At 71.5% G+C, this 18956-nt stretch carries 13 protein-coding genes; 9 read left to right on the forward strand and 4 right to left on the reverse strand.

The features are described 5' to 3' along the window. The first annotated feature begins 1 nt into the window (after position 1). Genes OO015_RS04835 through OO015_RS04860 form a run of 6 tightly spaced genes read left to right on the forward strand, consistent with a single transcriptional unit; the run spans position 2 to position 5230 of the window. Complete coding sequence (locus OO015_RS04835) at positions 2–1180, forward strand: carbohydrate ABC transporter permease (protein ID WP_265940101.1); 1179 nt, start codon at positions 2–4, stop codon at positions 1178–1180. A 12-nt stretch (positions 1181–1192) separates the two neighbouring features. Further along, positions 1193–2218, forward strand: a complete 1026-nt coding sequence (locus OO015_RS04840) for a carbohydrate ABC transporter permease (RefSeq protein WP_265940102.1) — start codon at positions 1193–1195, stop codon at positions 2216–2218. Between the two features lie 18 nt (positions 2219–2236). Next, on the forward strand, positions 2237–2989 hold the full coding sequence (locus OO015_RS04845; RefSeq protein WP_265940103.1) for an SDR family NAD(P)-dependent oxidoreductase: 753 nt from the start codon (positions 2237–2239) through the stop codon (positions 2987–2989). Between the two features lie 12 nt (positions 2990–3001). Further along, positions 3002–3382 carry an L-rhamnose mutarotase gene (locus OO015_RS04850; protein WP_265940104.1) on the forward strand — a complete coding sequence of 127 codons (381 nt, stop codon included), beginning with the start codon at positions 3002–3004 and terminating at the stop codon, positions 3380–3382. Continuing rightward, entirely contained in the window at positions 3379–4353 is a 975-nt protein-coding gene (locus OO015_RS04855) for an aldo/keto reductase (RefSeq protein ID WP_265940105.1), read from the forward strand. The genes OO015_RS04850 and OO015_RS04855 overlap by 4 nt, the downstream gene beginning before the upstream one ends. Before the next feature lie 16 nt (positions 4354–4369). Continuing rightward, positions 4370–5230 (forward strand): amidohydrolase family protein, encoded by an 861-nt coding sequence (locus OO015_RS04860; protein ID WP_265940106.1) that lies wholly within the window; start codon positions 4370–4372, stop codon positions 5228–5230. A 576-nt stretch (positions 5231–5806) separates the two neighbouring features. Here OO015_RS04860 and OO015_RS04865 read toward each other — a convergent pair. The 3 genes from OO015_RS04865 to OO015_RS04875 form a co-directional block, all read right to left on the reverse strand. Beyond that, complete coding sequence (locus OO015_RS04865) at positions 5807–7276, reverse strand: hypothetical protein (RefSeq protein WP_265940107.1); 1470 nt, start codon at positions 7274–7276, stop codon at positions 5807–5809. After that, positions 7273–7518 (reverse strand): hypothetical protein, encoded by a 246-nt coding sequence (locus OO015_RS04870; protein ID WP_265940108.1) that lies wholly within the window; start codon positions 7516–7518, stop codon positions 7273–7275. The genes OO015_RS04865 and OO015_RS04870 overlap by 4 nt, the downstream gene beginning before the upstream one ends. A 913-nt stretch (positions 7519–8431) precedes the next feature. Beyond that, the gene (locus OO015_RS04875; protein WP_265940109.1) at positions 8432–9733 is read right to left on the reverse strand and encodes a phage portal protein; all 1302 of its coding nucleotides are present in this window, start codon (positions 9731–9733) and stop codon (positions 8432–8434) included. A 513-nt stretch (positions 9734–10246) separates the two neighbouring features. On the opposite strand from OO015_RS04875, the gene OO015_RS04880 reads away from it, so the two are divergent. From OO015_RS04880 to OO015_RS04890, 3 genes are all read left to right on the forward strand, one after another. Beyond that, positions 10247–11992: a choice-of-anchor Q domain-containing protein gene (locus tag OO015_RS04880; protein WP_265940110.1), complete on the forward strand. Its 1746-nt coding sequence runs from the start codon at positions 10247–10249 to the stop codon at positions 11990–11992. Positions 11993–12294: 302 nt separating this feature from the next. After that, positions 12295–12603 (forward strand): hypothetical protein, encoded by a 309-nt coding sequence (locus OO015_RS04885; RefSeq protein ID WP_265940111.1) that lies wholly within the window; start codon positions 12295–12297, stop codon positions 12601–12603. Positions 12604–12701: 98 nt separating this feature from the next. Beyond that, positions 12702–15569, forward strand: coding sequence for a CARDB domain-containing protein (locus OO015_RS04890; protein ID WP_265940112.1), 2868 nt, complete (start codon positions 12702–12704; stop codon positions 15567–15569). A 562-nt stretch (positions 15570–16131) separates the two neighbouring features. Here OO015_RS04890 and OO015_RS04895 read toward each other — a convergent pair. After that, positions 16132–18333 (reverse strand): hypothetical protein, encoded by a 2202-nt coding sequence (locus OO015_RS04895; protein ID WP_265940113.1) that lies wholly within the window; start codon positions 18331–18333, stop codon positions 16132–16134. Between the last annotated feature and the right edge of the window lie 623 nt (positions 18334–18956).

Below are 18956 nucleotides of genomic sequence, written 5' to 3' on the forward strand. Positions count from 1 at the left end.
CGTGCGCGACACGCGACCTATCGAGACGACGCCTGCGCGTGGGGATGCGGCGGTGCAGGCAGCCCGCCGCGTCCCCCTCACCCGTGACCGCCTGGTGACCTGGGCGGACCGCCAGGCTGGGGCAGTCCTCGTGCTTCCGGCTGTCCTGGTCATCCTGGCGCTCTCGGTTTTCCCCTTGCTCTTCTCCCTATACCTCTCGCTGGCGCGCTTCCAGCCGGTCGCCGGCGGTTTCCGTTTCCGGTTCGTGGGGCTGCTCAACTACCGCAAGTTGTTCGTCGGTTCGGAACAGGAGCACTTTCTCGGCCGGCTCGGGAACCTGGGCCTGGCCGGCTGGCTCGTCTTCCTCGCGCTGGCTACGGTCTTCGTCTTCCTGCTCTGGCGTTCGCTCCGGGCCGAGCCGGTCACGCCCCTCCGTCTCCTCGGGCACAGCATCGTCGCGGTCGCCGGACTGCTCGCGCTCTGGCTCGTCGTGCGGACGACCGCCACCGGTGGGCGTCCGGGGACGCTGGTCGTGACCTGGGTCTACGTCTTCGGCGGTGTCGCGCTCCAGTTCCTGGTCGGGCTCCTCCTGGCTGTCCTCTGTGCCCAGCAACTCCCGGGACGACGCTTCTTCCGCGTCGTCTTCCTCTTGCCGATGATGATCACCCCGGTCGGCGTCGCCTACACCTTCCGGATGCTCACCGATACCGGCAAGGGGCCGTTCGCGCCGGTCGCCAACTGGCTCGGCTATGCGAACGTGAGTTGGGTGAACGATCCCTGGGGGGCGCGGATCGCGGTGATGATCGGCGATCTCTGGCAGTGGACGCCGTTCATGTTCATCGTGCTCCTGGCTGCGCTCGAGAGCCAGTCGCCCGAGCCGATCGAGGCCGCGATCGTCGACGGTGCCAGCCCCTGGCAGATCTTCTGGCACATCACGCTGCCGCAGATCGCGCCGGTGGCCAGCACGGTCGTCCTGATCCGCCTCATCGAGGCGTTCAAGATTTTCGACATGCCGCAAGTGTTGACCGGTGGCGGACCTGGTACGGCGACGGAGTCGCTGACGCTGCATGCCTACGTGCTCTGGCGCTCGCTCGACTACGGCACCTCCGCAGCGGTCGCCTATTCGCTCCTGTTCGTCGTCACCTTCATCGGCATCGCCTACGTGCGCGTGCTCCACCGGCGCTTGACGACACTGGGTTGAGGGAGGACCGGCATGGCACTGCGCTGGCGCACCACCCCGACTCGACCAGGGCCACTGGCACTCGTCGTCTCCTATACGGTCTTGCTCCTCTGGGCCCTCGTCGTCCTGTTCCCCCTCTACTGGCTGGCGATCACCGCCTTCAAGCTGCCGATCCACGTCAACGAGGGACCGAGGTACGTGCCCTTCCTCGACTTCCAGCCGTCGCTCCACGCCTGGCGCTATATCCTGGTCGATCTCGGCAACGACACCTTGCGACCCTATCTCAACACCGTGATCGTCGGTGTCACGAGTTCCGTCCTCACGCTCCTCCTCGGTGCTGCCGCCACCTACGGCCTGAGCCGGTTCACCTACCGGGTCCGGCTGGCGAGCGTGCTCGCCTTCCTGGCTGGGGCGGTGCTCGCCGCGGTCGCCATCGAGTTCGGCATCCCGTGGCAACTGGCCGTCGCCGGTGGGCTCGGCGCGTTCGCGCTGGCCTGGGCGACGGCACTGCGGCGAGTCGGTGGGCCGAGGTTGGGGAACGCCGACATCGCCTTCTGGATGATCTCCCAGCGCATGCTCCCGCCCGTCGCGGTCGTGATCCCGATCTACATCCTGTTCCAACGACTAGCCCTGCTGGACACGCGGACGGCGCTCGTCATCGCCTATGTCGCGGCCAACCTGCCGATCGCCGTCTGGTTGCTCCGCGACTATTTCCAGACGATCCCGGTCGAGCTCGAGGAGAGTGCGGCGATCGATGGCGCCAACCGCTACCAGATCCTCTGGCGGATCGTCCTGCCGCTGGCGCTCCCCGGGCTCGTCGCGACCTTTCTCTTCATCTTCGTGCTCGCCTGGAACGAGTACCTCCTGGCGCTCTTCCTGAGCAGCGCCAAGGCCCAGACGATGCCGCTGCTGGTGGCGGCCCAGAACGCGACGCGCGGTCCGCAGTGGTGGTACATGTCGGTGCTCATCCTGCTCATGATCGGGCCGGTGATCGCGCTCGCCATCGTGCTCGAGCGGTACATCGCCCGCGGGCTGTTGCTCGGAGCCGTCCGCGGCTGAAGGAAGGGGTTTTCGCGTATGGAACTCCACGACCGGGTCGCCGTCGTGACCGGTGCCGGCTCGGGGATCGGTCGAGCGATCGCCCACCGCTTCGCGCGAGCGGGCGCGCTCGTGGTCGCAGCCGACCTCGATCTCGAGGCAGCGGAGGCGACGGCGCAGCTCGTACCGGAACGGATCGTCCCGCACGGAGTCGATGTCCGCGACGAGGCGAGTGTGCGGGCACTCATGGCGGCGACGCTCGACCGCTTCGGCCGCATCGACATCCTGGTCAACAACGCCGGCATCGGGACGACGAAAGACCTGGTCGAGACCGACCTCGAGGAGTGGGAGAACGTCTTCGCCGTCAACGTGCGCGGGGTGTTCCTCTGCTGCAAGTACGCCCTGCCCAGCATGCTGGAACGCCGGTCGGGTGTGATCGTCAACATCGGGTCGGTCGCTGGCCTCATCGGCATCCCGAAACGGGCCGCCTACTGCGCGAGCAAGGGGGCAGTCGTCACGCTCACCAAACAGATCGCGATCGCCTACGTCCGCCACGGCATCCGCTGCAACTGCATCTGCCCCGGTACGGTCGATTCCCCTTGGGTCGAACGGCTGGTCGCGCAGGAACCCGACCCGGTCGCTGCGCGCCGCGCCCTCGAAGCGCGCCAGCCGATGGGCCGGCTGGTCAGGCCGGAAGAAGTGGCTGCGGCAGCGCTCTACCTGGCCTCCGACGAAGCAGCGGCCGTCACCGGGAGCGTCTTCGTCATCGACGGTGGCTGGCTGGCCCAGTGAGGAGGCGCAGCGGTGAAGTGCTACGGTCTCACGCTCTGCCTGCGCGACGATCCGGCTGCCATCGAGGCCTACGTCCGCTACCACCAGGCTGTCTGGCCGCAGGTCTGTGCCCGCCTCCGGGAGGTCGGTATCCACACGATGCGCATCTTCCTGCGCGGGCGGCGCCTCTTCATGTACATCGAAACGGACGATACCTTCGACCTCGCGCGGGATTTCCCACGGGTGAACGAGGATCCGGTCTCGGCGGAGTGGAACCGGCTCATGGCGACGCTGCAGGAACGCGCTCCGGAAGCGGACCCGGACGAATGGTGGGCCCCGATGGAGCTGGTCTTCGACCTCGACTGGCCACAGCACCGGCACCAGCCTGGTACCGTACCGGAGGTGACGCCGTGACGACGCTCCCGCGCCGCACGCTCGGCCGGACCGGTCTCGAGGTCAGCATCGTCTGCGCTGGTTGCGCGCCGCTCGGCGACATGCCGGAAGCCTTCGGCTATCGCGTCCCGGAAGAGCAGGCGCTGGCGACGCTGCGCGAGCTCTTCCGGAGCCCGATCACGTTCCTCGATACTGCCGCGGCATACGGGGACGGCGAGAGCGAGCGCCGGATCGGCCTGGTCCTGCGCGAGCTCGGCGGGCTCCCACCGGGTTACGTCCTGGCGACCAAGGCCGACCGCGACCTGGCGACTGGCCGGTTCGATGCCGACCAGGTACGCCGTTCGGTCGAGCGCAGCCTCCGACTCCTCGGTCTGGAGCGGCTGCAACTGGTCTACTTCCACGATCCGGAGCATGCCGGGCTCTCGGTGGCCGAGGCGATGGCGCCGGGTGGCCCGGTGGAGGCGCTCCTCGCTCTCCGTGACCAGGGGGTGATCGAGCACGTCGGTATCGCCGCCGGGCCGATCGACATGCTGATCGAATACGTGGAGACCGGCGTCTTCGAGGTCGTCATCACGCACAACCGCTACACGCTGCTCAACCGGACCGCTGAGCCGCTCGTCCGCCGCGCGCACGAGCTCGGTGTCGCCGTCGTGAACGCGGCACCGTACGGCAGTGGCCTCCTGGCCAAGGGACCGTCGGCTTTCCCACGCTATGCCTACCGGGCGGCGCATGCCGAGGAACTGGAGCGGGCACGACAACTCGAGGCGATCTGCACGCGCTACGGAGTCCCGCTCGCCGCGGTCGCACTCCAGTTCTCGCTGCGCGAACCGCGCATCACCGCGACGATCGTCGGGATGAGTCGTCCAGAGCGCGTGGCGGAGACCGTGCGGCTGGCGACCTGGCCGATTCCCGAGGCGCTCTGGGACGAGGTCGCGACGGTTGCGCCGCTGCCGTACGATCCTCAGACCGGGCAGGTGCTGAGGCTGGAGTGAGGACGGGGAGAACGCGATGCCGATCGGAACGGTACCGATCACCGATACGCACGTCCACTTCTGGGACATCGAGCGTTCGGACCTCTACTGGATGACGCCCGAACTGGCCGAGCAGCTGAAACCGCTGCGCCGGAGCTTCGGCCCCGAAGACCTCGACCCCGAGCGGCGCGCGGTCGGTGTGGACCGGATCGTCATCGTCCAGGCAGCCCGCTCCGACTGGGACCACGCGTGGTGGTTCTCGCTCTGCGACCGGTATCCCTGGATCGTGGCTGTCGTCGGCTGGGTCGATCTGGCAGCGCCGGACGTGGGCGAGCGGCTCGACCGTTCGGCTCGCCATCGCGCTTTCCGTGGGGTGCGAGCCACCGCCGAGAACGAGCCGGACCCCGACTGGCTCGTGCGCCCTGAGGTCTGGCGGGGTATCGCAGCGGTGGCGGAACGGGGTCTGACGCTCGATCTCCTCGTGCGGGTCGAGCATCTCCCCCACGTGCCGCGACTCGCCGAGCGGTTCCCGGAGCTGACCCTGGTCGTCGATCACCTGGCCAAGCCTCCGATCGCCAGCGGCGACCTCGCGCGCTGGCGCGACCGCATGGCCGCGCTGGTTCCATATCCGAACGTCTGGTGCAAGCTGTCGGGGCTCCTCACCGAGGCAGGGCCCCAACCGACTGTCGAGGCGTTGCGACCCGTGGTCGCGTTCGCGCTCGAGCGCTTCGGCCCGGCCCGCCTCCTCTGGGGCAGCGACTGGCCGGTCGCGACCCTGGCTGCCGATTACCGGACGACCTTCGGTGTCTACCAGCAGCTCACGAGCGACCTGAGCGAAGCCGAGCGCGCTGCCGTGTTCGGGGAGAACGCGGCGCGGGTCTACCGGCTCCCCGGCTGACGACCGCTCGGCAGGCCGCGCCCGGTCGGACACCCCGCACCCCCGGCTCGCTGGCGCTCACCACCCCACGTCCGCGTCTTCCATTGTCGGGGCGCGGCGTGCCGCGCCCGAACGTCCGTCCGTTCCCGGGCCTGACGGCCCGGCCGGGTCGGGCACGCCCGACCCGATCGGGTCACGCACGCGTGACCCCTACAGGGATGTCGGTGGTCTTGCACGCCGGTGGGCGATGGGCAGGCGACCGTCGACGATCGGCCGCGCCCGGACGTCCGTTGTAGGGGCGACGCGTGCGTCGCCCGTCCGCGCCGCAGGCGCGGGAACGTGGCGGGTTTCCCGGGCCTCGCGGCCCGGCCGGGTCAGGCACGCCTGACCCGAAGGGTCACGCACGCGTGACCCCTACGGGGATGACGGTGGTCTTGCACGCCGGTGGACGTGCCATCGGCGACCGTCGCCAACCGACCATACCCGGTAGGGGCGACGCGTGCGTCGCACGTTCGGACACCCCTCACCCCGCCTCGCTGGCGCTCGGCACCCCCTCTCCCGCACGGTGCGGGCGAGGGGGCCGGGGCGCGGGTGGTCTCACCGCCCGCGGGCGACGCGCGGGCGCCAGTCCTCCTCGTCCAGCAGCGCCGCCAGCGCCGCGCTCACCGCCAGGTCGTCGTGCGGCTCGCCCCACCAGCGCAGCAGCCGGCCCGGCCCCGGCGCGACCACCGACCGCAGGCTGGCCAGCTCGGCCAGGAACGCCTCGCCGAGCGCCGCCAGGTCTCCCGGCGTCGCCGCGTCGACCGCGTAGTCCCGGTACCGCCCGCTCTCGACCAGCCCGACGAACGCCCAGCCCAGCTCCGACTTCACCCGCGGCGAGAAGACGACCCGCCGCACCCGCTCCCCCAGCGTGTGCTCGAGGAAGGCGGCCAGTCCCGCCCCCACCCCGCTCGCGTCGACGACCACCCGCTCGGCCCGCCAGGCGCGCGCCAGCTGCACCAGCGCCTCGTGCTGCCGCACCTGCCGCGCTCCCACCCAGCGGGCCCGCCAGACCGCTTCGTAGCGCGGCAGCGTTCCCGGCACCACCCGCACCACGGTCAGCGCGGTCGCGTCGCGCCGGGCACCGGGATCGTCGCGCAGCTCCCCGGCGCTCGCCTCGTCCTCCCCCGCCACGTCGACCGTGAGCGCGTAGCGCTCGCCGGCGCGCGGCGCCAGGAGCGCCGGGTGGTCGCCGCGCACCAGCGCCAGCCGCTCCGGCGGGAAGAGCCGACCCTCCCCGGCCAGCTCCTCCAGCCCGTACTCGGTGCGGACGAACGGGTGCCCGGCCCCCAGCTGCGCCACCCGCTCGCGCACGTGGTCGCCGTAGGCCGGGAGCTCGGCCGCCACCGCCGTCCAGGGCACCCGCCAGACGCGCCGCTGCCCGTCCTCCCGCTCGAGCGCGGTGAGGTACCGCAGCTCGCGGGCCAGGAGCGAGTCGCTCCCCCAGGGCGTCCCCAGGTAGAGCGCCGGTGCACCGGTCGAGGCGGCCATCGGCGCGAAGGCGCTGTCCCAGCGGTCGGGCGCGATGTCCTGCGCCTCGTTGGCGACCAGGAGCAGCGAGGCGGTCAGCCCCCGCACGTTGGCGCTCGGCCCGGCCGACGCGTAGCGCACCACCGCGCGCCCCAGCGCCACCCGCGCGCCCGCCACCTCCGGCGCGAGCCCCAGCCCGGCCAGGAGCGTCGCCAGCCGCGGCGCAGCCAGCACCGCCAGCAGCCGCTCGCGGGCCAGCGTACCCTGCGGCCGCCAGGAGGGGAGCGCCACCACCACCTCGCCGCCCCGGCGGTGGAAGCGCAGGAGGAGCCAGGCCAGGAGCTGGGCCAGCGCCTCGTCCTTGCCCGACTGCCGGCTGAAGAGCCAGAGCTGGGCGTGCGGCCCGCTGCGGTCACCGCGGGCGCGGGCCAGCACCATCGCGGCAGCCGCGGCGACCGGCCCCGCCTGGTAGCCGCGCAGCGCGCGCTCGGGCAGGAGCAGGCGCGAGAAGCCGAGCGGGTCGCCGAGCACCCGGCGCAGGAGCGCCCGGGCCGTCATCCCCGCTGCGTCGAGAGCTCGCGCCGCAGGAAGCGGGCGGTCTCGTAGGCGCCGCTCGCCCCCAGGCCCAGCAGCAGCGTGGCCACCGCCCAGCGGGCGAACGGCGCGAGCTGCGGCAGCACCGGCGCCGCCTCGGCCAGCGCCGCGACCAGCCCGGCCGCGACCAGGGTCGCCAGCGGCGCGTAGCGCACCGGCATCCCGGCCCGCTTGGCCGCCTCGACCAGGAGCGGCACCAGCACCACGGCGGGCACCCCGCCACGGCCAGTGTCTCGACGAACGTCCCTCCGACCATCGCGACCTCCTTCCGTCGTGGAAAACCGCAGGACGGCAGCCCCTGCGCGCCCGCGGCCCGCGCCCGTTCCGTCGGGGTCACGCGGGCGTGACCCGCTGAGCCCCCCCTCGCACCCCCGCCTCCCTCTCCCGCGCGGTGCGGGAGGGGGTGCCCGAACGTCCCGGAGGGGTCAGGCGTGCCTGACCCGTCCGGCCCGGGAGGGCCCGGGAACGGACGTTCGGGCGCGGCACGCGTCGCCCCTACACGGAAAAACGGGCGACGCACGCGTCGCCCCTACTACGGACGTTCGGGCGCGGCCAATCGTCGACGGTCGCCGGCCCATCGCCGACTCCCACCCCGAGATCACGGTCGTCCCCGTAGGGGTCGGGCGTGCCGACCCGTCCGGCCCGACAGGGCCGGGAACGTGGCCACCGTCCCGCGCCTGACGGCGCGGACGGGCGACGCACGCGTCGCCCCTACAGTGTTACAGGGCGCGGGACGGTGTGCCGACCGTGAACGATCGTCGGTCGCGGTCGCCGTCTTAACCGGCCGTTTTCCCGTAGGGGTCAGGCGTGCCTGACCCAGCCGGCCCGACAGGGCCGGGGAACGTGGCCACCGTGCCGCGCCTGACGGCGCGGACGGGCGACGCACGCGTCGCCCCTACAGGGTTACAGGGCGGGGACGGTGTGCCGACCGTGAACGATCGTCGGTCGCGGTCGCCGTCGGTACCCGCCGTTTTCCCCGTAGGGGTCAGGCGTGCCTGACCCGCTGAGCCCCCCTCACCCCCCGACCCCCTCTCCCGCGGTGTGCGGGAGAGGGGGTGCCGAGCGCCAGCGCGGCGGGGGTGAGGGGTGTCCAGCCGGGCGACGCACGCGTCGCCCCTACTACGGACGTTCGGGCGCGGCCAGGGCCGCCTGCTCGGCCGCCACCCGCGCCAGCTCCGCCTCGGGGTCGAGCGCCCCCAGCTCGCGCGCCGCCGTCAGGCGCGAGCGGATCCCGGCGCCGACCAGCGCCACCTGCACCCGGGCCGCCCGCTCCTCGTCGACCGGCAGCACCGGCCCCCACACCACCTCCACGCCGCGCGCCCCGCCGAAATCGGCCCCGCCGAACCGCTCCAGGAGGTCGAGCACCCGCCAGGCGCGCTGCCGGAGCGCCCGCTCCCAGCTGCGCCGCTTGCGCTCCACCTTGTGCACCAGCGGCTGCAGCTCCAGCTCGAGCGCCGCGCCGGAGAGGTCGCGCCCCTGGTCGCCGAAGGCGGCCCGCGGCACCTCGGCCAGGTCGTGCAGCACCTGGAAGAGCAGCCGCACGTACTCCAGGTGCAGCGCCACGCCGCCCCCGCTCAGCATGTCCAGGAGGTAGGCCCGGCTCCCCTCCGGCAGCTCCCAGACCGCCCCCTCCTCGGCCCGGATCCCCTCGCTGGCCGTCACGTTCTCCAAGACCACGATCGGGTTGCCGGAGACCTGCAGGATGCGCGAGAGCACCGTCAGCCGCCGGTTCAGCTCGCGGCAGACGTCCAGGAGGTCGGCCAGGTCGCTCTCGCCCCACACCCCGCCGGGCGACGGGGTGTTCGGCACCAGGACGTAGGGGATCCAGCCGTAGGGGTTCTCCCCCGCGTGGAGCGTCTCCCCCGCCACCACCAGCCGGTAGGTGGCGTCCGTCCACTCCTCGCGCACCGTCACCCGACCGTCGGGGCCGAGCCCCGGCAGCGCCACGCCGTAGACCTGCTCGACCGCCCCGGCGGCCAGCGGGTACTCGTGGGCCAGGGCCACCAGCTCGCGCGGGTCGTCGGGGCGCGCCGCCACCACCAGCTGGGCCGGGTCGACCGTGGTCAGGCGGGGGCGCCGGCGGGCGGCGTCCCAGGTCACCTTGAAGGCGGCGTCGCCCAGCACCGCGGTGTCGAGGGCGGCGGCGTAGTCCAGCCCGTGCCAGTCGTCCTCGGTCGCCAGCTGGGCCAGCGCCCGCTCGGCGGCCGGCGAGTCCGGCACGCTGTAGCGCACCGGGCGGGAGAAGAGGACGCTGGTGACCTTGCGCACCAGGGCGCGGGCGTAGTTGAGGGTGAGGCGCGTCTCGCCCGGCCGGGGGCGCGCGTCCCACTGGCGGCCGTCCCAGAAGGCCAGGTAGTCGCGGTAGCGCGCCCAGCGGGCGCGGTCGGCAGCGGTCGGCTCGAGTCGCGTCGCCAGCTCCACGGTCACCCCCTCGCGGCCTCCGGCACGTGTCCCCTTCCACGGAAGGACACGCCGCGCGACCGGCGGAGGCGGACAGCGCCCGGCGGCTCGAGCAGGGGGCCGGGGCGGGCCAGCGCCCGCATGTCCGTCGAACGTCGGACATGCCGGAGCCGCATGTCCGTCATTCGTCGGATACCGGCGAGCCGTGCCGATCACTAGAATGGGGTCGACGACCGAACGAGCGGGACGGTTCCTCCGCGGGAGGAGGTGAAGCCGACCGATCGGTGTCGCCCTGGCTGCCCAGGGATGGAGCGCGACGTCCGCAGTATCCGCGCGGGGCGGCCCAGGGAGGGAGTGGGCACATTCCGTCGGGTGTGGACCGCACCGGGGGTCGTGGGGTGCGGAGGCACTGGTGCGTACTCCGGTCGGCTCCGTGCGGTGCGGGACGATTTCGTGCACGGTCGTGCGGTGCGAAACGAAAGGAGGGTCTCCGTGGCTGAACGGTTTCGCAGTCGGGCACGCCTCGTCCGGTAGTTGGTCGCGCTCGCGCTCGTGGTGAGCGGCCTGGCCGGGCTCGCCGTCACCCCAGCCAGCGCGGCGTCGACGATCACCGTCGGACCGGATGTCCGGAACGGGTACGACACGAACGATGGCTGCTCGCTCGAGGAGGCGTTCGTCCTGATCCTCGTCCTCCAGGTAGGTGGTTCGGAGACGAACGATTGCGGGAGCACGAGCAGTCTTTCCTGGCCGGTCACGGTCTCGCTCGCGCCGAATTACACCTATACGATTAGCGACGTGGACGAGCTCCCCTGGAGCCGGACCGACACTGCGTTCCCCGAGTTGAGCGGGAGTTCGACCGACGTCACCATCCAGGGCAATGGGGCGACGATCGAACGGGCGTCCTCGGCCACGGACGACTTCCGCTTCTTCTACGTGTCGAACGGCGCGCGGCTCGCGCTGAGCGGCCTCACCCTGGTGAACGGTGACGTGCGCTTAGAGCTAACGTCGCGCGGTGGGGCTATCTACGCGGACGATGCCCGACTCTCGATCGCGAGCAGCACGTTCAGCGACAACTTCGCCGACGAGGGCGGGGCGGTCTACACCGAGTTCGGCACCCAACTCTCGATCGCCAACAGCACGTTCAGCAACAACTACGCCGGCGAGGGCGGGGCGGTCTACGCCGGGTCCGGCACCCAACTCTCGATCGCCAACAGCACGTTCAGCCGGAACGTTGCGAACAACGGGGGCTGGGGTGGAGCGATCTACACCTACGGGCAGCTGTCCATCGTGGACAGCACCTTTGCCGACAACTGGGCCGACGAGGGCGGTGCGATCTACGTCAGCGCTTCCGCCCCGCAGGTCACGATTTCCGGGAGCACCTTCACCGGCAACACTGCCCTCGAGGGCGGGGCCGTCTACGCGGCGAGCGACTTCTCTGTCACCAACACGACCTTCAGCGGGAACAGCACGACGAGTCCGGACAGCGGCAGCGCCATCTATCTGGCCAACAACGCGACCGCTGACCTCGCCTTCGTCACCTTCGCCGACCACACCGGTTCTGCAACGCTCGCGGTCGGGTACAGTGAAGCCGGTACGTTCCGCCTCAAGAACGTCGTCCTGGCCGACCCGGACGTGGACGAATGCGAGAACGACCCCGCTCTCACCGTCCAGACCGCCGGTGTCGTCCTGGCCGACGACAGCTCCTGCTCCGGCGCGACGGTCGTCCCCACCCTCCGCTCGACGCTCGGGCCGCTCGCCAGTAACGGCGGGCCGACACAGACGCACGCGCTCCTTCCTTCCTCCCCGGCCATCGGTGCCGTCCCGAGCGGTGCCTGCACCGACTGGGACGGCAACGCCGTCACGAGCGACCAGCGCGGCCAGCCGCGCCCCAACCCCAGCGGTTCCCCCTGCGACGCCGGCGCCTACGAGAGCGACCTGGGCCCGCCGAGCGGCGGCATCGACCTCCTGGTGACCGGCCTCACTGTCCGCAAGCAAGGACGCCTCACCTGCGCGACGGCCACCGTCAAGAACCAGGGGAGCGCCCCCGCGCCCAGCACCAGCCTCCGCCTGGCCCTCTCCTTCACCGCGAGCGGCGGCACCCCGGTGGCCACCAGCAGCGTCCCCGCCCTCGGCCCGGGCAGCACGGCGACGCTCACCCGCTGCCTGAGCCTGCCCAACGACACCCGCCAGTGGCTGGTCGCCACCGTCGATCCCTCCAACACGGTCGCCGAGACGGACGAGACGAACAATACCCGCGCTGTCCGCTTCCGCTTCCGCTGAGCGCGTCGGCGCCCGGGGAGCCCGCTCCCCGGGCGCGCTCAGGTCATGCGAAGAGAGGAGAGGGTGCGATGATCGACGACACCACGGTGCGAACGGTGGAGCAGGCGCTCCCCACGCTGGTGCGCGCCACCCTGGAGCAGCCGGTTCCCCCGGACGTCGCCGAGCGCCGGTTGGGATAGGCGCTCGCCCTGGCGCGCCTGGAGGCGCAGCTCGCGACCGAGCCGCCCGAGCGCGGGCTCGGGCTCCTGGACGAGGGCCTCCCAGCCGTCACCCGCGGAGAGCGGATCGGCGACCGGCCGGCGGTGCGCGAGCTGCTCGAGCGTCTGCTGGAGCGCGTCTGCGCCCTCCTCCGGGCCGGCCAGCCGCTGGCCAGCGCGGTCGAGACGGCGCTCCGCGAGTTCTTCGACGAGATCCGGCGGCTCCTCGGCGCCCTGGCTGCCGGCGCGGTGGCTGCTGCGGTGGCCCCGGGGCTGGCCAAAGTGCTGCTCGCGGCGCTGGTCGCCTACCTCGTGGCCGTGGTCTACCGGGCGGTCACTGCTGGCCTGTGCGGCCCGCTGCCGGTGCCACCCGACCCGCTGCCGCCGCGGCCTGAACCGGCACCGGGCGCCTGAGCGGAGGCGCGCGGAGCCCCGCGTCCGCGGACCGGACCGAACTCGTCGGGGGTGCGGACTTGTCGGCACGGACGGTTCTTGAGGGAAGGAGGAACAGTGTGCGGACCCGAACGCTGACTTTCGTGCTCGTGCTCGTCCTCGCCTTGCCCGCTTTTCCGCTGCTGGCCCGTCCCGCCTGGGAGCGGGCAGCCCAGCCGCTACTCGACCGCCTCACCGCAGCCCCTGCGCCCGTCCTCCCCTTCGAGCTCGCTCCACCGGGCGCGCCGGACGGTGTCGTCGCGACGCTCAGCGGGACCGGTGATGCCGCGCGCCTGTGGGTACGGGACGACGGCGGACTCGTCCTGCAGGCCGGGCCAGGCACCGTGCGCATCCGACCGGTCGCCGGAAGCGGCACCGTCGTCGCCGGGCCACCCAGCCCGACCGTAGTCCGCCGCTACACCGGCCCGCCCGACCAGTGGCGCGATCCGGTGCCGACCGCCCAGTGGCTGGAGCTGCGGCAGCTCTGGCCCGGCGTCGACCTGCGGCTCGTCCCGCGGCCCGGCGGGTTCGAGAAACTCCTCACGCTGGCGCCCGGCAGGGGAGCGGAGGGGGTCGCCTTCGAGGTGGCCGGAGCCACGCCCCAGCTGGACGCCGACGGGACGCTGGCCCTGACGACCGAGGAGGGGACGGTGTTCCGGGTGGCCCCGCCCCAGGCCTTCCAGCCGCGGGCGGACGGCGGGCGCGACCCGCTCCCGGCCGCCTACTGGGTGGCGGGGCAGCGCTACGGCGTGCAGCTGCTGGCCCCGCCCGACCCGACCCGGCCCCTCGTGATCGACCCGCTGGTCAGCGCGACCTTCCTCGGGGGAAGCGGGTTGGACACCGTGGGTGATGTCCGCCGCCTGAGCCGGCTACCGGACGGCCGGCTGGTCGTGGCCGTCTACACGCAGTCGCCGACCTTCCCGGGCGCCGGTGGGCCACGGCCGGGTGGGCCGGGCGACGCCGTGCTGGTCGCGCTCGACCCGGCACTGACGACGGTCAGCTGGGCGACCTACCTCGGCGGCAGCGGGGACGACATCGTCTGGACTGTCGATGCCACGAGCGGCGACGTCTTCGTCGTCGGCTCGACCACCTCCTTCACCGACTTTCCCGGCACGCTGATCGGGCCGGGCGGCGGCTCCCAGGACGCCTTCATCGCCCGCCTCGCGGCCGACGGCGCGCTCCAGTGGGCACGCCGCATCGGTGGTGCAGCGAACGTCTACTTGGAAGAGTTTGCCGGCGTGCGGGTAGCCAGCGGGGCGGTCTATGCCGTCGGTTCTACCGACTCCGACTGGCAGGCGGCCAGCATCCCCAACGGGGCGTACGACACCTCGTTCGACCGCTCCGGCACCACGCCGCCGCTCGGGGCCGCGGTCGTCGCCCGCTTCGACCTGGACGGCAACCTGACCGCCTGGACGTACGACTCCGTGCCAGGAAACAACTCCTACGCCTTCGACCTCGTCGTCTGGGACAGCGGGCTCGCGGTCGTGGGTAATGCGTGCGGCATCCACACGACGTCCGGCGCCTTCCAGCCGAACTGCCAGGGCGGTGGAGATTTCGGCGACGGCTGGCTGGCCGTCTTCAGCCTCGACCTGCAGACCCTGCAGTACGGCACCTACCTCGGCTCGCCCGGCAGCGATGTGGCTTTGACTGTCGTCCGCGACCCTGCGAGAAGCTTGCTCTGGGTCAGTGGCTACACCGACGGCGCCGCGTTCCCCACGACGGCGGACCGCCTGCAGGGCTGCGGGAACGGCGGCTACGACGCCTTCCTGGTCGCGATCGCCCCGGTCGGTGCCGGCGCGAGCGACCTGCGGTACGGCACCTGCCTCGGCTCCTCCGGCGACGATCGGGGGATAGCGCTCACCCTCGACTTCCCGGTGCTGGGGCTCGCCGCGACGGTGTCAGGGCCGGTCGGGCCAGGCTGGACGCCCGCGGGCAGCGCCTTCTTCGACGAGACCTACAACGGCGCCAGCGGCACGGTCAACGACTACCTCGCCCTGCTCGAGCTGGGCGGCACCGCCACCGCGCCGACCGTCACCCTGCGGGCCTGGAGCTACCTCGGCAGCGACCGGAACGGCAACCCATCTGCCAGCGGGCTCGTGCTGTGGGACGAGTCGGTGTGCGAGGGTGACACCTGTGTCGACCGCTACTTCCTCGCCCGGTCGAACCGCCAGGACGGGCAGCTGCTCGACGGGCTGCCGCGCAACCTGCCGGTCGGCCCCGCGGTCATCCTCCAGCCCGAACCGGCCGGTGACCAGGACGCCTACCTGGCAGTCTGGGAGGCGGGGTCACGGATCGAGTACCCCAGCTCGGTCTGGCAGGTACCGGCGGCGCGAGCCTCGAGCGCGCAGCTGACGGTGGTGGGGCAGGGGAGCGTCGTCTCGAGCGTCTGGGACTGGGACGGGACGACCGCCCTCCGCTTCGCCCAGGCAGGGCCGGGCACCCAGTCGATCACGACTGCGAGCCAGCGGCCGTTCCTGAACCAGCTCGTCTGGCTCGCCGCCACCCCCAGCCCGGGCTGGACGTTCCAGGGCTGGTCGGGCGACTGCACCGGCACCACCCCGACGGTCCAGGTCACCGTCGACCAGGACTTCGCCTGCACCGCCACCTTCGTCCCGAGCGGCGGTGGCGCCGACCTCGTGGTCGCGAGCCTGCAGGCGACACCGCAGGGCGGCTCGACCTACGCGGTCATGGCCCGCGTGGCCAACCAGGGTACCGCCGCCAGCCCGGCGACCAGGATCCGCTTCGTCCTCAACGCCACCGGTGCACCGGCCGGGCGGTACGCCGCGGAAGTCCCTGTCGCGGCCCTCAACGCGGGGCAGTCGCTGACCGTCACCGTCCGGGTCACGCTCCAGGGTAGCGAGCGGTTCGTCGTCGCCATCGTCGATCCACTCGACCAGGTGCCGGAGACGAACGAGGCGAACAACCACCGCTTCCTCCGCCTGCGTTGATCGCTCGCGGGGGTGACCGGGCTCGCTCGTCCGGTCACCCCCGCCGTGCTCCCACCGGGCGCCAAAACCACTGAGCCGCGGTCGAGTGGTGACGGGGGTTTCCGCCGCCGAGGGGAAACCCTGACCGCCCCGGCCAGCGGCGTCGGTCGCCCGGGTATGCTCGCGCTCGCCCGACCCGCCTGCGGGTGGCCGCAGCTGGCACGCCAGGGGCTGCTGGACGCGGGACACGCCTCGCGAGTCGCCGCCCAGGAACCGGCCCGGTCCACCCGCCTCTCCGCCGCAGCGCGTCGCGGCGCGCGGGCGCCGCCGCGTGCCCCGCCCCACTCGCAGCTGGCACCGCAGCCGCGCCTCGGCCGACCGTGCGCGGCGCGCCGCGCTCGGCAGCTGCGGTGGCGCGCGCAGGACGTTGGCAGCGGGCGCGCCCCACGAACCCTTCCGTAATGTGCCGGAGGCGCGGCGCCGACCGGAACCGTCCGTCGCGCCGCGCACCCCGGCCACTGCAACCAAAGACCGGGGCCGGGCCCCTGGGCCCGGCCCCGGTAACCCGCTCAGTCGAGCTTCATCAGCTCTCGCTGAGCGTCAAGGTGAGGGAGTCGATGAGCGGCTCACCGGCATCGTGGACGCCGTTGCCGTTCTGGTCCCAGTACAGCTCCACGACGACCGTGTCGTCCGTGCCGTCGTCGTTGTAGTCGCAGGCGTAGACGTCGAACGGCGTGCTCGCGGCGTTCACGGTCGCGTCCGTGCTGTTCTGGTCAGGCTGGTTGCACGGTGCGAACGAGGCGTCCACCGGGTTCGGCGTGGCCTCGTTCAGCACCAGCACCACCGGCACCGACGCTGCGGACACAGTGCGGTTCACCGCCACCGTCCAGTCGCGGATCGTGTTCCCGACGCCGGTCTCCGGCGCGTTACCATTATTAGCCGGGAACGTCTGCGCGAGCGTCAGGCCCACCCAGTCCTTCGACACCACCGCGTACGGCTCGGTCGCCTTGTCGCAGACGCCGTTGTCGTTGAGGTCGGCGCAGACCAGCACGTCGTCGTGATGCGTGTCCGTGCCTGTGTCTGTGCCTTCGATGATGAACTGGGCCTGACCGTCGGCATCGGTCGCCTCGATGGCGTCATCGTCGCCGGAGAGCTGGAACGTCAGGTCGGCCGGGCCGCCGTCGACATCGGCTCCGTCATGCAACGACCCGTCGAGGATCTCGAACAGGATGTTCGTGCCCTCGACCGGCTCGCCACCGAACGTCAGCGTCGCGGTGATGGTGTGGTCCGGGCAGTCAAACGTCAGGTTGCCGTTCTGGTCGCGCACCGGCTCGCAGACGTTCACCGCGCTCATCGGGTCGACCGCGAGGTTGTAGGTCGGCGCGGGCACATCGATCGGTGGCGTGAGGAAGCAGTTGTAGGTGGCCGAGCCGTCGTACTGGACATCGTAGTTCACGTTGTTCGAGACACAAGCCACCGGTCCACCCTGGACCACCTGCATCAACACCGAGCCACGGAAGCCGTTGGGCATCTCACTGTACCACGGCGCGTAGAGGATCGCCCCACCCTTCGGCTGGAGGTCGATGACGATCGGCGTGCTCAGGGTCGGCGCGACCAGGAAGCCGGCACCGTCGTAGAACCAGGCCTCTACCCGCGCACCGCTGTTGCGGTTCGCATTGAAGATGGCGATCCCGCTGTTGTCGTTCTGCTGCGTCAGCCCATGCTGCTTCTGGAAGAGCGCGACGGACAGCGTGCCCGGGATGTCCTCTGGGCCGTTCACCTGGGCGAACGTTCCTTGCTGCGCGAGGTACCCGGAGGCCTGCCCGACGTCCCGGTCAGCGCCAGTGTACTTCACGTAGTCGACAGCGGCCGCCAGGTTGCGCCCGTTCGTCGAGCGGATCACCGCTTGCGCGAGCGAGTTGGTGCCGATGTCGGTGTTCGCCGGCAGGTAGATGTACTCCATGCCGCGCGGCTCGATCGACAGGCTGTCGGCGAAAACGATCGACCCGTCCTTGTTGTAGAAGGTGATATCCACTTCATTGTTGGCCGACGGATCGAGGTTCGCGACGCTGATGCCTGTGTTCCAGCCGTTGTACGCCTGGTAGACGAGTGGCGCGTAGACCTCGAACCAGTTCCCCACAGTCGGCTGGGCGACGTTCGTGATTGCCATGTTCACCGGCGTACCCCAGGGCTGGGTTGGCTTCAGGCGCTCGGCAGTCGCGCCGATCGGGCAGTCGGCCGTCACGAAGGCCGTGCCGACCCAGCCAGTCGGCCAGTTATACTCGTGGACGAGATCGATCTGCCAGGTCTCGCCCACGCCCAGCAACTTGGAGAAGTGGCCGTCCGATCCGTGGGACGAACCTTCGGTCGCCGCGTAGAGGTCGACGTTCACCGAGCAGTTGCCCGGGCCGGGATTGAAGTTGGTGATGAAGAGCACCGTGTTCCAGCCGTTGTTCGTCTGGACGATCGGGAAGCTCCAGCTCCAAGCGGGCAGCAGCACCACGTCCGAAGCCGGCAGCGAGGTGTAGCCCGTCACCGACTCGTGCGCCTTCGAGGTCCACACGGCATCGTGGAGGTCGGCCGGCGACGCTTCCTTGACCACACCGCCGATGCGTGGGTGCACCGCGTTCCCGCACGTGACGGAGACCGTGTAGGTCGAAGCCGGTCCCGGCTCGTCAGCCAACGGACCAGCCGGGGCCCAGCTGATCGTCAAGATCGACCCGGTCTGGAACCAGAAATAGTCCTCAAGACTCTGGAACGTCGTGGCGCCCTGCGTCACGGTCACGCTCGCAACGGTGCAGGAACCGACGTCGATATCGTCGCTCCCGTTCGGTGTCGCTCCACGCGTGACCGTGAACACAATCGGACCGTTGATCGTCCGCGCGACCGCGTAGACCCCACCGCCCGACTTGTCACCGAAGAGCTGTGCAGCCGACCAACTCTTCGAGGCGTGGGGCTGGAAGTTCACACCCGAAGAGGGCGTTATCCGGGTTCCATCCGCCTTGTAGATATCGACTACGATGCGGAACGGCTCGATGTTTTGGATGGTCAAGGAACCGTACCACGGCCCCATGTTCCCGTATTCCTCGCCGTTGGGGAGGAACGGGAAGTAGATCTCGTTGCCGAGGTCCTCGACCACCGCCCCCGCCGGCGCGACGGCGAGCGAGGCGAACGCGCTCACGGCCAGCGCCAGCGCTGTGAGCAGGCTGATCAACCGCTTACCCATACCGAAAAACCCTCCTCGCGTCATCGGCGTGTCCACACGTCGACGACACATCCGCACCGGCCGGACCGCCCGGCCGGCCGCCGCGCTTCCGCCCCTCCCGGGGCGCGGGGGCGGCTCCCCGTCTCGTCCGCTGCCGCGCGTCGCGGCGCACTGCCCTTCCCCTGGCGCTTGCCCCCTTCCCA

The sequence above is a fragment of the Thermomicrobium sp. 4228-Ro genome (assembly GCF_026241205.1).
In the GTDB taxonomy this organism is placed as follows: domain Bacteria; phylum Chloroflexota; class Chloroflexia; order Thermomicrobiales; family Thermomicrobiaceae; genus Thermomicrobium.

Bases quoted from the DNA above. Each gene is read 5' to 3' on its own strand.
- OO015_RS04840 (WP_265940102.1), top strand. From the start codon at position 1,193: ATGGCACTGCGCTGGCGCACCACCCCGACTCGACCAGGGCCACTGGCA.
- OO015_RS04845 (WP_265940103.1), top strand. From the start codon at position 2,237: ATGGAACTCCACGACCGGGTCGCCGTCGTGACCGGTGCCGGCTCGGGG.
- OO015_RS04860 (WP_265940106.1), top strand. From the start codon at position 4,370: ATGCCGATCGGAACGGTACCGATCACCGATACGCACGTCCACTTCTGG.
- OO015_RS04865 (WP_265940107.1), bottom strand. From the start codon at position 7,276: ATGACGGCCCGGGCGCTCCTGCGCCGGGTGCTCGGCGACCCGCTCGGC.